Origin of the sequence: Saccharibacillus sacchari DSM 19268, from assembly GCF_000585395.1 — a bacterium.
In the GTDB taxonomy this organism is placed as follows: domain Bacteria; phylum Bacillota; class Bacilli; order Paenibacillales; family Paenibacillaceae; genus Saccharibacillus; species Saccharibacillus sacchari.
This window is the reverse complement of record NZ_KK073875.1, coordinates 3,502,690-3,517,213: the sequence shown is the minus strand read 5'-3', so window position 1 is coordinate 3,517,213 and position 14,524 is coordinate 3,502,690. Positions and strand designations below refer to the sequence as shown.

Annotated in this window: 19 protein-coding genes and 1 pseudogene; all 20 read right to left on the bottom strand. The window is 37.0% G+C overall.

The genetic code is table 11. The features are described 5' to 3' along the window. Positions 1-144: 144 nt before the first annotated feature. Positions 145-537, bottom strand: a complete 393-nt coding sequence (locus SACSAC_RS14965) for a hypothetical protein (protein ID WP_051507142.1) — start codon at positions 535-537, stop codon at positions 145-147. Beyond that, positions 534-986: a DUF4362 domain-containing protein gene (locus SACSAC_RS14960; RefSeq protein WP_037287782.1), complete on the bottom strand. Its 453-nt coding sequence runs from the start codon at positions 984-986 to the stop codon at positions 534-536. Before SACSAC_RS14960 ends, SACSAC_RS14965 begins: the two co-directional genes overlap by 4 nt. A gap of 97 nt (positions 987-1,083) precedes the next feature. Continuing rightward, positions 1,084-1,533 carry a hypothetical protein gene (locus tag SACSAC_RS14955; RefSeq protein WP_037287779.1) on the bottom strand — a complete coding sequence of 150 codons (450 nt, stop codon included), beginning with the start codon at positions 1,531-1,533 and terminating at the stop codon, positions 1,084-1,086. A gap of 510 nt (positions 1,534-2,043) precedes the next feature. Next, positions 2,044-2,568, bottom strand: coding sequence for a GNAT family N-acetyltransferase (locus SACSAC_RS14945; RefSeq protein WP_037287777.1), 525 nt, complete (start codon positions 2,566-2,568; stop codon positions 2,044-2,046). A gap of 152 nt (positions 2,569-2,720) precedes the next feature. Next, a complete protein-coding gene (locus SACSAC_RS14940) occupies positions 2,721-3,077 on the bottom strand; it encodes a hypothetical protein (RefSeq protein ID WP_037287775.1) in 357 nt (118 codons plus the stop codon). 34 nt (positions 3,078-3,111) lie between these two features. Next, positions 3,112-3,465, bottom strand: a complete 354-nt coding sequence (locus tag SACSAC_RS14935; protein WP_051507141.1) for a hypothetical protein — start codon at positions 3,463-3,465, stop codon at positions 3,112-3,114. A 391-nt stretch (positions 3,466-3,856) separates the two neighbouring features. Beyond that, positions 3,857-5,125 (bottom strand): FAD-binding protein, encoded by a 1,269-nt coding sequence (locus SACSAC_RS14930; protein ID WP_037287773.1) that lies wholly within the window; start codon positions 5,123-5,125, stop codon positions 3,857-3,859. 93 nt (positions 5,126-5,218) lie between these two features. Next, the gene (locus SACSAC_RS14925) at positions 5,219-6,070 is read right to left on the bottom strand and encodes a hypothetical protein (protein ID WP_037287770.1); all 852 of its coding nucleotides are present in this window, start codon (positions 6,068-6,070) and stop codon (positions 5,219-5,221) included. Between the two features lie 60 nt (positions 6,071-6,130). Next, entirely contained in the window at positions 6,131-6,562 is a 432-nt protein-coding gene (locus SACSAC_RS14920; protein WP_037287768.1) for a hypothetical protein, read from the bottom strand. A 106-nt stretch (positions 6,563-6,668) separates the two neighbouring features. After that, positions 6,669-7,151, bottom strand: a complete 483-nt coding sequence (locus tag SACSAC_RS27180; RefSeq protein WP_051507140.1) for a hypothetical protein — start codon at positions 7,149-7,151, stop codon at positions 6,669-6,671. 141 nt (positions 7,152-7,292) lie between these two features. Beyond that, on the bottom strand, positions 7,293-7,637 hold the full coding sequence (locus tag SACSAC_RS14910; protein WP_037287766.1) for a hypothetical protein: 345 nt from the start codon (positions 7,635-7,637) through the stop codon (positions 7,293-7,295). A 110-nt stretch (positions 7,638-7,747) separates the two neighbouring features. Continuing rightward, positions 7,748-8,140 carry a DUF3969 family protein gene (locus tag SACSAC_RS14905; protein ID WP_037287764.1) on the bottom strand — a complete coding sequence of 131 codons (393 nt, stop codon included), beginning with the start codon at positions 8,138-8,140 and terminating at the stop codon, positions 7,748-7,750. 103 nt (positions 8,141-8,243) lie between these two features. Continuing rightward, a complete protein-coding gene (locus SACSAC_RS14900) occupies positions 8,244-8,687 on the bottom strand; it encodes a hypothetical protein (protein ID WP_156951014.1) in 444 nt (147 codons plus the stop codon). Between the two features lie 169 nt (positions 8,688-8,856). Continuing rightward, positions 8,857-9,255, bottom strand: a pseudogene (locus SACSAC_RS28785) (DUF6756 family protein); the annotation flags it as partial. Between the two features lie 278 nt (positions 9,256-9,533). Next, on the bottom strand, positions 9,534-9,866 hold the full coding sequence (locus SACSAC_RS14895) for a hypothetical protein (protein ID WP_037287760.1): 333 nt from the start codon (positions 9,864-9,866) through the stop codon (positions 9,534-9,536). Positions 9,867-10,020: 154 nt separating this feature from the next. Then, a complete protein-coding gene (locus SACSAC_RS14890) occupies positions 10,021-10,599 on the bottom strand; it encodes a hypothetical protein (protein ID WP_037287758.1) in 579 nt (192 codons plus the stop codon). 164 nt (positions 10,600-10,763) lie between these two features. Next, positions 10,764-11,765, bottom strand: coding sequence for an AbiTii domain-containing protein (locus SACSAC_RS28250; protein ID WP_169833779.1), 1,002 nt, complete (start codon positions 11,763-11,765; stop codon positions 10,764-10,766). 146 nt (positions 11,766-11,911) lie between these two features. Further along, positions 11,912-12,748: a DUF5677 domain-containing protein gene (locus tag SACSAC_RS14880; protein WP_156951013.1), complete on the bottom strand. Its 837-nt coding sequence runs from the start codon at positions 12,746-12,748 to the stop codon at positions 11,912-11,914. A 69-nt stretch (positions 12,749-12,817) separates the two neighbouring features. Further along, a complete protein-coding gene (locus tag SACSAC_RS27175) occupies positions 12,818-13,324 on the bottom strand; it encodes a hypothetical protein (RefSeq protein ID WP_051507139.1) in 507 nt (168 codons plus the stop codon). Between the two features lie 163 nt (positions 13,325-13,487). Next, complete coding sequence (locus SACSAC_RS14870) at positions 13,488-14,501, bottom strand: hypothetical protein (RefSeq protein ID WP_037287754.1); 1,014 nt, start codon at positions 14,499-14,501, stop codon at positions 13,488-13,490. Positions 14,502-14,524 lie beyond the last annotated feature (23 nt).

Genomic DNA, 14,524 nt, shown 5'->3' with positions numbered 1-14,524 from the left:
ACATGCCTCCGTCTAAATTAGAATAAATGATGAGAGTGCCCCCTGAGAATGAACGTTAGAACCACGTGTGGTGCTAATGCTCACTTAGGGTGCACTCTATGAGGGGTTGAGACTTTGGAATGTTCAAACTTCTCTAATAGCTTCTTATTCACTCACTTTAATTTCTCCTGTTTTAGCGCTTGGCCTTATATATCGACTGGTTTGAGGGTTATAAACAGCAAGTGAATGCTTGGATGCCGTTTTGATAATGAGATTCTCCACGTATTCCGCCTTAGACCATACGCAGCTCATAATTAAATGCCCCGGCGACCGATCAAAAGCGATACTCCACGGACATAAATCCAGATTATCGATGTCGTCTTCAGAAACATGGTCAATTTCAGGGTGTAACGCAGTAATTGCTAAATAAAATCGATTGATTGCTTCATGCGGGCGTACATCTTCAAGGTGTCCCTCACATAATTGTAGATATAGGTTGCCCGCTTGTTCATTCGTTAAATTCGCTGATGGATACCGCACCGCTAGATCGAAACTCATTTTTTCACCTCCAGTCCATTACTCACTTCGAGCTTAAACGTATTCCCTAGATCTTTATTTTTTCCAGAGCATTCATCAAAACTATATTCAATACCGCGCTGGGTCTCTCTGGCTATCAACGATTCACATACTGTAGATTGCCTTATACTTCTTCCGTGTTTATCTTTCGAGTTATCGTATTTGAGCTTAATTTCTTTACCATTGAATTGAATATCATAGAATGTCGGATCGCCTTCAATGGTGGATCGAGTAATTCTAATTTTATCTTTAACGTTCTGTAAAAAGTTCTGATTGAATTCTTCCAGCCTTTGAGCATTCGATACTTGTCCATGCACATCTACAATGTCACCACGCTCAGCAGCTGCTTCAAAATTATAAGGCTTTGACGTACTGCATCCAGATAAAAGAATAACCATCAATGATGCAACGGATCGTACACGGCTTTTCATTGATGCCCCTCCGTTCATGAATGTATTTTATCTAACATGCTTTACTTGAACTTGTATTTCAATAGCTTATTAATCTCTTTAACTTGTTCATCAAAGTTTAAGACAACAGTCTATTAATTCTCTTCAAACTCTCTTTCAGTAGGTTTAAAAATTCACTATCGTAGCCGAAAGAGCCTTTCAATGTCGTTTCTATTAGTCCGCGCCTTGAATATCTTATCTTTGTAACGGAATAGGCAATTTCATAATGGCCCATTTTTTGATCGATGAGCGTCATTTCAAATTCCTCACTACTTATTGCCTTTAAATGGATCGTTTTAACTTCGCTATGTTCAGCTTGCAAAAGCCTTCTTAGAAAGTCATAAAGTTCTTCATGCTCAATCCAGATTTCGACTTGTCCGGCAAACTGATCGTCCTTAATATGTACCAAGTAGTTAATGGATTTATATCGTTCCAATTCAACGTCTTTAAATGAAAAAAGAATATGCGACTTCTTATCTTCAGATTGAAGAAAGAAATCATATGGATCAAGCGGTTTATTAAATATCACTTGCTTCGGCCCTTTCGTATGACGTTCCTGTGTTCAGGAAGCTTGGCGTATACCCAATGTTTCAACTATAATCTTCGATCAATATCAACCTCTGCTTGATCTCCTGTGAAAGTCATCATCTTTATTACTTGACGTCTTTGAGAAAATACCTGAATGGATTGCTCTGCTAATGCGCAAATTCTTGAAGCCCCTTTGTTTCCGAAGTCACTTCACCATTGGAAATATTTTGAAAATGAATATCCTCATTCAAAACTCCTATCATTCCATCAAGGTTAAACGTGTTATATGCGCTCAGGTATTTTTCAATAAGATCTTTTAAAATTGAGTTCTCCAAGTCAAAACACGCTCTTCGATTGTGATATTACATATTTGTCCTAATTTCAGATAACTAAGTTTATTCGAGAGCACTCACAAAAGTCCTTCTCCTTCTAATATTCACTTTGAAGGCAAGTCTACCGCCAACCATGTAGAAATATCTTCTTCTATAGAATCCACTTCATCGAGCTATTCTCACATATTCTTTATCCAATATCTTTTAATTACGCTGCCATCCTCTTCAATGAAATCAGAATCAGCGTTCCCACCATTTTTAATAATTGTTTTTTCAGATCCTATGTTGCCCGCATCACAGACCACTAAAATATCTTTTACACCTAGTCTTTTAGCCTCGATAAGAGAAAGTTCTAATAACATTGTAGCGAGACCTTTTCGACGTTCAGATGGACGGATTCCGTAACCAATATGACCACCCGCATTAAACAAATTTTCGGTAAGTCGATGTCTAATATTAACTGCACCCAATACTCTATTGTAATTATTCACCAACCAAAATGTTGAATCCGAAACCCAACCGTCTGGCAGTCCGATCCCCTTTTCACTATCCGATAGCGATTTCAACATTCCTTGGAAATCGCTTGGATCTTGACTAATGACCCAAGGAACCATGTCCTCACCCGATTCTTTCCATTCTTGATAAAAAGATAAATACTCATTTTTTAGTTCTAATTGAGGTTTTGCTAATCTAAAATTATTCATATTTGACATCCTTTATTTTTTTGAATTTGGGGTAATTGCGCATAATGTTCCTGTATTCACACCTCGACGCATACCGGGTCAAGGAAGAATGGCTGTAGCATGAATATATTGTTATCCGAAAAAACCTGAATTCTTGAAGCAACCTTCACCGCTTATAACGGACTTTCAGTTTTCCATTCAGGAACTAGAACTATTAAGCTTTCGATATGTTTAAGAAGTTCCTTCTCAAGTGCTTTTAATCCCTTTATTCCAGTTATATATATTGAATTTACTATTTCATCACTTGTTACATCCCAGTCATTATCAATATACGTTTTGTCTACTTCATACTTCATTAAATAAAAAATACTTTCCTCTGGAGTAAGCTTATTCAAATAAGTTTTTTCTTTCTTTTTGAATTCTCCTACAACAATAAAACAGCGCAAAGTTTCGCCACTTGGTTTAAGCTCTGCTGCCAGCGCATTACCGATCATTAAATTATTAGTTTGCTGTAGGTTAAATTCTTTCACGTTACTCACCTACTTTATTTATTCTTATTATGTTTTAATGGAGACTCCGGTTCTTTTGGATAATGTTCCTGTTTTGTATATGTAGATTAGTCTTCCAATCATCTCTTTTTAAATGGATATATCTTTCAAATTCCATTTTCGCTATACCTTTTAATTGTTTGTAAATCTCTTTCTCAAATTGATCACTCTGTACGAAAATCATGGCTAACGATTCTCCGCAACTCGCTTTAATCATTTCATCCGTTAAATCATCATTAGCAGCGATCACTAAAGTCTTTATTACCGTTTTATCATTGTATTTACTTAGATCCATAGCCGCATCATCTCGCTCAGCATCTGAAGCCTTCTCATCTAATAATATTTCTATAAGCTTTTCCCACTTTTCCATAGACCCCCCTCAACATTCATGTTCTCATTATTTCCTAGGGCGTGTACGCAAACTCGGGCGACGTGCATCTTTTGCTGCCTTTTCGCCCTCCGTGGATGTCGACTTGAAACGTGTCGTCATCCACCAAAGGCCGCGTCAGTTCCCCTCGACGTGCCCCAGCACGCCTTCGGAAAACTTCCTTGCTGAGAACGAAAAATCAACAAAATCCGCTTCCGTCGGAGTTTGCGTACACGCCCTAGCTCTACATATCTTTTAGATAACGTCCCTCTATTCACGATCCGACGCATTTCGGACTGCCGGAATCCATCCTGCAATATGACGAAAAAAGGCTGCTGCCTCGTCTCACGCGGGACGAGGCAGCCTATTCATCTCCCAAAAGCCTCGTTCAGCCTCAACGTGACGGCCGGGCTGGACGAACATAAGTATCCAGAAACGCATTGCTGAATTTTCGGTTAGGGTCATACTTGTCGATCAACTCCCGAAACTGCGGCAGCTTGTCGAATTGTCCTTGCAGGACATCGGCCGATACCGTAAACAGCTTGCCCCAATGCGGACGTGCGTGAAACGGCGCCAACGCTGCTTCCAGCAGCGGAAGCACGCGCTCGACCGCTTGCCAGTCGTCCCGCCACGTGAAGTGAAACGCTACCGAAGGTCGATCGCAAAAAGGGCTCAGCCATAAATCGTCCGCAGCGATCGTGCGCAATTCGCTAACGAACAAAATCGGCGCAAGATGCTCCCGCAACCGGTGAACGGCAAGTGCCGCTTCATATACATGCTCCCGCGGCATCAAGTATTCGCTCTGAAGCTCTTTGCCGGCACTTGGCGTAAATTCCATGCGGAAATGCGCGAGTCGCTCATGCCACATCCCCGGCTTACCGAGCTGCTCCGTGCAGTTTTCCGCATGCATGTCCGGCAGCGGATGCAGAGGAGCCTTCGCAGGGAGCGCTCCATAATAGTCCGAATGCCCGGCATGGCTTGCGCCATCTTCTTCCCTGCATTTTGTCCATACCTGATGAAATCTCGGCTGCTGCCAATCCGTGAACAAACTTACGCTGTAAGCGCCCGTAAAGATACCTTCCGCGTTTTCTTCAAGCTGCGAAAGCGGCAGATTCTCATAAACGAACTGTCTGACGGAATAAGTCGGCACGACGTTCAGCGTCAGCTTCGTCACGATGCCAAGCGCGCCGAGGTTTACGACGACGCCAGCGAATTCCTCATCGCCGCGGCTGAACGTATGCAGCTCTCCGTTCGCGTCGACCAGTTCAATTCCTTCCACGGCTGCTGCCAAGCTTCCGTTACGGCTGCCTGAACCATGGGTGGCCGTAGAAACAGCGCCAGCAACCGTGATATGAGGAAGCGATGCCAGATTATGAAGCGCGTAATCGGTCAGAGCGAGCTCCGCGCATAGTTCCCCGTACGTGATCCCTCCTTCGACCGTTACCGTGCCGCTTTCTTCGTTTAAGGCCAACATGCGGTTCCAATGCCGCAGCGAAACGAAGATCCCGTTCGTATCCGTGATCGCATTGAACGTATGGCCGCTGCCCGAAACCTTGACTTTCCGATGCTCTTTGACCAACTGCCGCAAATGCTCCACGCTTTCGGGACAGATCATTTCGGTTGCGCCGTAAGTAAAGTTGCCCGCCCAATTTTGATAACTCATTTGAGGTCCTCCTAAGTTTCAAGTAATAAAGCGCTTCCTTAAAAATCCGAGCATTGTTTCTAACCTTAACCTTTTTAAGGGCCTAGTTTTTGATTATAACCCTCTTTCTAATCTCTCTTTCCAATCTAACCAAGTGCGTTCTTCCCAGTTGGACCAAACCTTTTTAATCTCAGCCAATAACCATGCTCCTGCTATAGTTATTGAATTTTCGTGTGATGCGTAAATAACCCAGTCTAAGTCGCTTGAAAACCAAAATCCTTCTCCATTTATATTATATGCTGAATTGAAACTTTCTAAATCAATTTCATACTCAGGGGACATGCTACCTTCTCTCAACTCAAACACCCTTTGGACATTTCGCTTCTTCAGTATTTTTATAAGGTGGTCAATGCCTACTTCTGAGTAGAAGTAATCATCCATAAATGCTTCTGTATCATTTGGTTTATAACTAATAAGCGGATACCAGTAATCATTTATGTCTATGCTCCACTTTTTCTTCAACTCAATCCATAACATTTTACTTTCTTGCGATGATAACGTACGTCTATATGATATTGGTCTAACACTCTGAGGTATTTCCATGCACTTTTTTTCTATAAAATCATAAAATGCCTGACGCTCTTCATCCATTGTTTCCTGGCACGTAGCATCATCATTATTAATTTCAGTAAATCTATTTTGGGCATTTTGAATAACATGCAAAATTGAATTTTTCACTTTATCCTTGTTGGAAAAGTCATTGGGCACAAATCGTTCGATTTCTGGAAGAATTGCATTCAACACAATGTATCTTGGAAATAGCTTCTTTTCTTCTAAAGTGTAATCCCCGCTGTCTAATCTAGACGTACCTTCCTCAATCAGCTTTGAATATTTTCTTCCCCAATATGCACTTTTCACCATACAATACTTTCTTGCCAGTGTATGAATCTTTTCAATATCCTCCATGGGTACTCCTCCTTATTAAAGTCACCGACGTCTTCTTAAGAATCTGACAAGTCTTATCGCCTATAATCCTATTAAAGTGATGACTTCATTTCTCTTCGATTGATCTTTAATCCAATCAATTAATTCATCAATAAATTTCGGTAATTTCACGATATTAGCTTGCTTATAATTCTCCAACATCCATTCGTACAATGATTTTTTCCAAAAAAATGTTGAAATATAGCCTGTTAATCGCTCTTTGTCTCTAGATACAATGATCTCTCTAAGATTTACTAGCTCTTTTATAATTGAATCCCAATGAATTTTTTGAATTTCAAAACGCGCAAAACTAGTATAGGGTTGAAACCCTCTACTAATTGCTGGAACTAAAAAAGCAAAAGAATCATCGTCTACATAAACGGATTCTTCATTCAGATATCCTTTAGATAAGACTCCTGGAAAAAGCTCGATATAATTTAAATTTTTTAATTCGTTTGCTTTTAATAATTTCACTTCTCTCTTCCTTATGTTTAGTCAGTTTTTAATAACGTTCTTGTATTCACACTGCGGACATACGTCCTCGATCCGCAAAGTGAATATGATGTTATATGAAGTTCTGCTATTCTTTAATTCGCCCTATATATTCTTTATATTTATTTAGTTCGTCTATTCCTTCTTCACAAACAGTCTTCGCATCTCCATATATCCCTTCCGATGCTAAATAATAAGCATCATTTAATCGATTTAACGAATAGGATAGATCTTCATCTAAAACGATCTCACTTTCTTGATAATGTAGATTAGATAGATAAGTAAATAATTCTTCTTCTTTAATTCTTCCAATTTCAAAATCGTTTACGAGTTCTCCTAAAAGCTGATAAAGGGGTTCTTGTAGGATCTCCTCTCCACAGATCTGTTTAAGTGTTGATGCTAAATCCACCGACGGTTTGTGACTAGACAAGGAAATCTCAATCAATTCATATGGAAATTGCTCGTTTCTCTCAATTATCCGATCTGTCCAATCAAGGACATCTTTCTTAGTGAAGTAGCCAATAATTAATCCTATATAATAGTATCTTGATAATGCTCGTATTGTTTTCATAGTGATCCTCGGTTTTAGAATTTCGTCTAACGTTCCTGTATTCACGACTCGACGCATGCTGAGTGTCCGGCGTATGCCGGACTAAGGACTTATGTCAGCAGCGTGAATATTATGTTATAGGATGCCGTAGCCCTTTATTATTCACCCCAAATCAAATGTCTTCCATCCCGCTTCAATAATCTTGGTATTTAAACTTCTATATTCTTTATAACTATCTTTTATCCAAGACTTTTTGAATTCAAATCTTACTCTAGGCTCTGTAAAAAATTCAATATATCTAGGCTCTTCAAAGGCGTTGCGTACTGCTACACATTTTGTTTTCTCATTTAAATTTTTCATTTCTTCATCCGTTCGTTCATTTTCTTTCTGTAGCCATTTTAAAAAGTTTATTCGACATTCCTCAAAATCAATAAATATTTGATCCCCTTCTCTATTCTGATAAGTCAGACCCTCAGGTAATATTGAAATAATTTTCTTATTCTTCATCCAATCATCCCTTGATCTAAAATATTTAAGAAATCGGTTTTGACGGTTTCGCATAACGTCTTTTATGTGACGTACCACTCTTCTCGAATTGCATTCAGTCTTTCTCGATCTTATTTAATCCAATGTTTCCATTCACCTTCACTTATTTTTTGTTCTTTTATAAATGTCTTCAAAAGATTTTCTATTTCATCCATCGATTTTTCATATTCTATTGCATTTAATCTTTGAAGCAAATTCAGTTCCATTATTCCTTGATTTGTGATTTCGATGAGGGTAGAGTGAAGATTTAGTTCTTCTAATTTTGTTAAAGTGTTCGGACTGAATAACCGCTCTTCCACTTGATCCCAAGTCAGAAGATCTTCTCGTATAGCCGTTATGCAGCCCAAAACCAGTAGGGAATAAAAGGTTTCAATCTCTTCTTTATCAGTAATCTCTATATTGAAATTTATATTAATTTCTCCTCTATGCCTTTTTGGTATGTCACATACCGTTTTTGTATTCATGATCCAGCGCATGCTGGGTGTCGGGCGAATGCCGGACCAAATGCGGATGTCCGTAGCTTGAATATTATATTATACCAAGGGACCTTGAATTGCTCAAAAATGTTTAAGACAACAGTCTATTAATTCTCTTCAAACTCTCTTTCAGTAGGTTTAAAAATTCACTATCGTAGCCAAAAGAGCCTTTCAATGTCGTTTCTATTAATCCGTCTCTTGAATATCTTCGCTTTGTAATGGAATAGGCAATTTCGTAATGCCCCATTTTTTGATCGATAAAACTCATTTCAAAGTCTTTATCACTCATGGCTTTTAAATGAATCGTTTTGACTTCGCTATATTCAGCTTTTAAAAGTCCTTCCATAAAATCATGGATTTCTTCATACTCAATCCAGATCTCGGCTTGTCCAGCAAACTGATCGTCCTTAATATGTACCAAGTAGTTAATGGATTTACATCGCTCTAATTCAATGTCCTTAAATGAAAAGAAAATATATGATTTCTTATCTTCAGATTGAATAACGAAATCGTATGGATCAAGTGGCTTATTCAATATCACTTACCTCGGTCCTTTCGTATAACGTTCCCGTATTCACGACTCGACGTATGTCGGGTGTTCGGCGTATGCCGGGCCCAGGGCGTATGCCCGCAGCGCGAATATTATGTTAGATGAAGTTGCCCCTCCCTTGAATAATGCTTCGAAAAGTTCTTTGATTTCTTAATCATGTTTTCTCCTGTCCTATCAAGACCTCATGATGATTCTCACAAAGTAACCAATCAAACTTTTTTGATACAATGTAGTATTCATATCTAGTTGTATTCTCAATCATGATCTGAATTGCTTTTATTGACCCTTCGTAAATCCAAAATTTCGGATTTTCAGTATGATCCTCTACAATAAACCAAACTCTTTCTTTGTGAGGGAGCAACTTATTCAAAATTGAATATGGTCTAACTTCAAGATTATCTAATCCAAATGACTTTCCATTAAAATATTCCCAACCCCAATGAAGAGAATGTGTATATCTAATAAATCGGTTCGTGATCTTTGATATTATTGATTCCCACTGACTTTTTTGAACCTCATTGAATTCCTCCTTTAAAGGGTTTAATTGTTTTCGAACATCCTCTAGTTCTTACCTTATAGAAGGAATAATCATTTGTATTTCATCCTTTAATAAGTATTGAGCAATTTCATCTAACGTTCAGGCATTCACGCACTATCACTAGTTTAAGTTGCCGAACGATCTCGCGCAGCGATCGATTCGCTGGGCCATAGACTTAGCCAGTGCAGGCTTGTCCACTGAATCTGCTTCGTCGAAGATACTTCTCTCGGACCGAGAAACTTCAGCTCCAATGCGTGAATGCGGTGTTAGATGAAGTTGCCTTCTTCCTCTAGTTATCTTAAGGTGTTTTCGTCTCCCACATGTTCTATTTGACCTAAGCCATAACCTTTCTCTTTAGACCCTTGATACGAAACAAAATACTCTTTATTTACTTCAATGAGATTCCAGAGCCTTGCATCTTCTATTTCTATTTGTACTTCCTCTATTTCCTGAGCACTTGAGTTATAACCAACAATCCATTTTTCTTTGTAATCGTCAGAATAATCCTTCTCAGTCACACGAAGAAATGTTGCTACGGAATTAATCGTATCGCTCTGTCTCTCACAGCCAGTAAAAACTGTTATCAATAGCATTAAAACAAAAAATGTTTTAGCAATTTTAGACATCCTTTTAACTCGCTCCTTAGATTTTAAGGTAATTTCACCTAACGTTCCCGTATTCACGACTCGACGCCTGTCGAGTGTCCGGCGTATGCCGGACCAAGGGCCGTATGGCCTGCAGCGTGAATATTCTGTTATATGATGTACATTGCTTTAAATTTTAAAGGTGTTTATCAATATCGTTAATAAAAAGTCTTAAAATATCTCCTTTTTTATACTTTCCAATCTTATGACCAGTATCTTTTCGAATTGCTATCAATAATTCTTCGATTTGAAACATGATTTTGTTTTTCTCAGTGCTCTCTTCATTTGCAAATAGATTTCTACATTTAGACCACTGATTTATAACATCGTCTGAACCCCAAACAACTAACTTTTGAGTAAATCTACTCATAAACTCTAGCATTTCCTTTTCACTCATTGGCTTTCCTTCTATTTTTTCACTCATCAATAATTTAAATAAAAATTCTACGAAATCTTCATATATAGGTATTTTTTTGTTTCTATGTTCCAGTTCAATTGCTCTTTTCTTTTCATAGTACTTCGCAATAACGATTGATAAAACTGAGACTATTATTGTTGCAGAAGCTGCAATTAAGGGCGCAGCAACTTCTTTAGGAATAGCATTAAATATTGATAGGAGCCACTTAATTAAGAACCAAATTAAAAAACCAATCACTAATAAAATTATTGTACCAATTATAATAGGTTTCTTACTTGTTTTTGAATTTTCAAGCATGTTTTTGATTCACCTCAAATTTAAAATGTATTTCATATAACCTTCCCGTATTCACGACCCGACGTATGTCGGGTGTCTGGCGACTGCCAGACCTAGAGCCGCATGGCTCGCCGCGTGAATATTTTGTTATATGATGTTCTCATTATTTTTAATTTATTCTAATTTCAAAGTGACAAAATGTCTCCCAAGACTAAGTAAGTATATATAATATATCTTTCTGCTTCTTCAAGAGTTACTTCCGCATGAGTCCCTTTATTAGCAGCTTCATGGACACCATCTAATCTTTCACCAATGAATTTCAAATGAGAGCCGACGATTGAAGCAAATTTATCACTAGTTGATTTACTTTCGATATATTGGATCAACCTGTTGATATATTGATCCTCACCAATTTTCAACTTCTTCCCCCCTGATAATTCAATTAAATTATCTGAAGGAGGGTAAAGTGAATCTGCAACTTCTTTAATAATTCTTCTACATGTATGAACAGCATTTGCCCAATCCTCATCATTATCTGACTTCAAATTTTCATAAACTGAAATGAATTTTTGAATAGCTTCAGGACAAATATCTTTCAACTTACTATCTACAGTATTACGCTTCCGAGTAAATATATCTTCCGTGATATCTGCAAATTTCAATTCGTAATTCACATCAAATACGTATTGATATAAATATGACTTAACTTTTTCGATCTTTCCAGTATTGTCTTGAATGATCTTGAATATGGAGTTTCTTTCAGACGCATTAGTTGGAGGAATAGGTGGGGAAAAAGTAGAATGACTTGAAAGAGATACGTTTCGATCGTATGCAACTTCCATTCTTGCTTTAGCTGCGTTTACATTTGCCTCCATCACAGCAATAGTATCAGTAAATGCCCTCTCCACCTTTTCCTTTTTATCTTTTTGGCTATTGGGATTGTCACTGAAATACCTTCTACCTGATTTTCCAGCAGCTTTCCAAGCAGTAACTGTAAGGAACCCTTGCTCATTTCTTTCATATCCGTTAGCTTCATTTTTGAGCCATTCTACGGAATCAAAGTCGTTTATTAAACGAGCCAATCTTAAGCATTTTAAAACAATATTCTGTGTAGGAATTTCAGTTAATTCAAAATTCTTCAGTATTTCTTCTGATAATAATGTTGCCTCTTCGTATCTTGGTTTCAACTTTTTCACTCCTAATATTTCATATTTCTATTACTTTGAGAATTTCATATAACGTTCCCGTATTCACGACTCGACGCATGTCGAGTGTCTGGCGACTGCCAGACCAAGGGCGTATGCCCGCAGCGTGAATATTATGTTAGGCGAAGTTATGTTCTTAAAGTCATTACCTTGTCTTCCTGAACCCTTAATTCCTCATCTAATTCCAAATTAAACATATGGTTTAGGCATCCAAGAACTATAAGCATAATAGAGTATGCAGTTAATAATGAACTATTTATCTCTCTGTCGCTTGGAAGTGAATTGATTCCAACAACTAAGTTATTTTCTTTGTCGATTTCTAAATATTTTGATAATGTTCTTACGTCTGTATGAACTTCGAAGTTCAACATCTTATATGCATATGCATACATTATGTCTAATTGCGCCTTATTAGCCCATTCATAAATTTTTATATCTTTAATTCCTTCTTCTTTAATCTCTTTTTTCAACTCATCTAATTTTTCCTTACTTAATGACCCTTTTATATCTTTATACAAGTTTGCTTCGTCTTTCTCTAATATAATTTTTAGTAAGTTTTCTTGCTGCTTCTTATCTGTGTCAATAAAATTCTTAACTTCATTTTTATCTTCTGAAATGGCTTTCAATACAAATGTAGCTTCTAAAATTGTTCTCAATATAACTTTTGCTTCCGTTTCTAAACCCATTTTATAAAGTATCAATATAGCTTGATAACCACTATGAATTTTCGAAAATAACGAACAACAAATTAAGTGTTGACTATCATCAGCATCAAGATTAATAGAATGCATAAGATTATATGCAAACTTATTAAGTTCATAGCCCACCTCAAAGAGTATTTTATGGTTTTGATAATTACTTAAAGAAAACTCTTGTATTTGTTCTCCCAAAAAACCTGTTGTGTCAAAAGACATTTGAATTTCTCCTTTAATTTTAATAATTTCGCCTAACGTTCCTGTATTCACGACTCGGCGCATGCCGAGTGTCCGACGAATGTCGGGCCAAGGACGAATGTCCGCAGCTTGAATATTATGTTATCCGAAGTCCTTAGCTTCTTTGAAATGCCCTAATATGCCCTTCAATACAGTTTCTCTCACTTCTTCACTTGATTGATCTAACATTTGGGCTAACTGACTTGCATGATAGGTAACATATGAAGGATCTAATTTAGAGTTTTGATCAAAAAAGTTTTCAGGATATCCATGCCGTATAAGATCTTCTTCTTGAACAGCTCCGAAGTAATCAAACAGATATCTAAATCCTTCATTTTCAATTAGTTCGTCAATGACTTGCTCAATTCTGTCACGACTTATACGGTCGACAATAATTATTGGCGAAGAAGCGCACCAATAGGCACCATTCAAATGATGTCCTGTCAGTGAGTAATCTTTTCTCATTGATTCAATACATGTAATCGTATAGAAATTGGAAATCCATTTTGTTGAATCGGGAAATGTTACGACGACATCCACTTGAGCATCTTCTAGATCTTCCAACCAACTTTCTGTACCTATACGAATATGTCTCTTATTTTCAAACAATCTTTTTACTCCTTTATCTTTAGATATTTTCACATGTTTTTTAAAGGATTTCGGATAACGTTCCTGTATTCATGACCCGACATATGTCGGGTGTCCGGCGAATGCCGGACCCAGGACGAATGTCCGCAGCGTGAATATTATGTTAGGCGAAGTTATTTATTCTTTAATTATCTTGTACATTTTCTGTTGGTCTTCTTCCTTTATCAAAATTTAAAGAAAACTGTTCTTGTATATCATCAGGCAAAGTGCTATATTTCGTAATCCTATCTAAATTCAATAGTTCGCGAACAGGTATAGATCTAAAAAACACCATTGTTAGCCCTTTTCTAGAGTTATAGTCCAATTGTATATTCAGTTCATTTATATCTTCAGGCAAAGAAATTTTTTCAATTTCATGCCAGTATAAAGGACTTCCTAACCACCATGTAGTATCTTTCGAATCAATAAAAGTAATTTTTTCTGAATCAGTATCATTAATAAATTTAAAATTTTCGTTCCAATGATCCGTGCCTTCATTCACTCCTGTAATTATCGGCCTTACTAAAAAGTTATTAAACGGAACTGGAAACCCTACAGAAATAGAATATAAATTCTTCTCTTCTCTAGCTATTCTTAATCTTGACGATATTGCTGCGAGACTAGGCGTTGGTATATCGCATGAAATGTTACCAACATCAAATATTTCTTCAATCGAGAATAATCCCGCAACTTTTTTTATATTTTTCAAATTATTTAAATAACGAGTGAAGAAATAAAACAAATTTATAATTACAATTGTTGGAACAAAAATTAATATGTACTCTATAATATGTAGGTTTGCAGCTAGGATAAGCAAAAAAATTGACCAAACTATAGAAACTGAAAGTAATGAATGTCTAATCCAATCAATTATTTTCGTAGTATTTTTGTCAGCAGGAGTAATTATATTATTGTATAAATTCACTTTCTGAAATATTAGCTTACCTATATTCTCATCTTTATAATTTGAAAAAGAATATGGGAATGAAGCTAATTCCCAATAGGTTTCCCTTGCTTTTTGAGCTTTATGCTGACTATTAATTGATACAAAAACTGCAGCAAATCCAACTAGCGTTAATATGCCTAAGGTTATACCAAATAAATATGCAATTATGTCACTCTGATGTACTAAAGTAAAAAAATCTTGTATGGTCTTCATATTTTCTCCTCGATATTAAATAA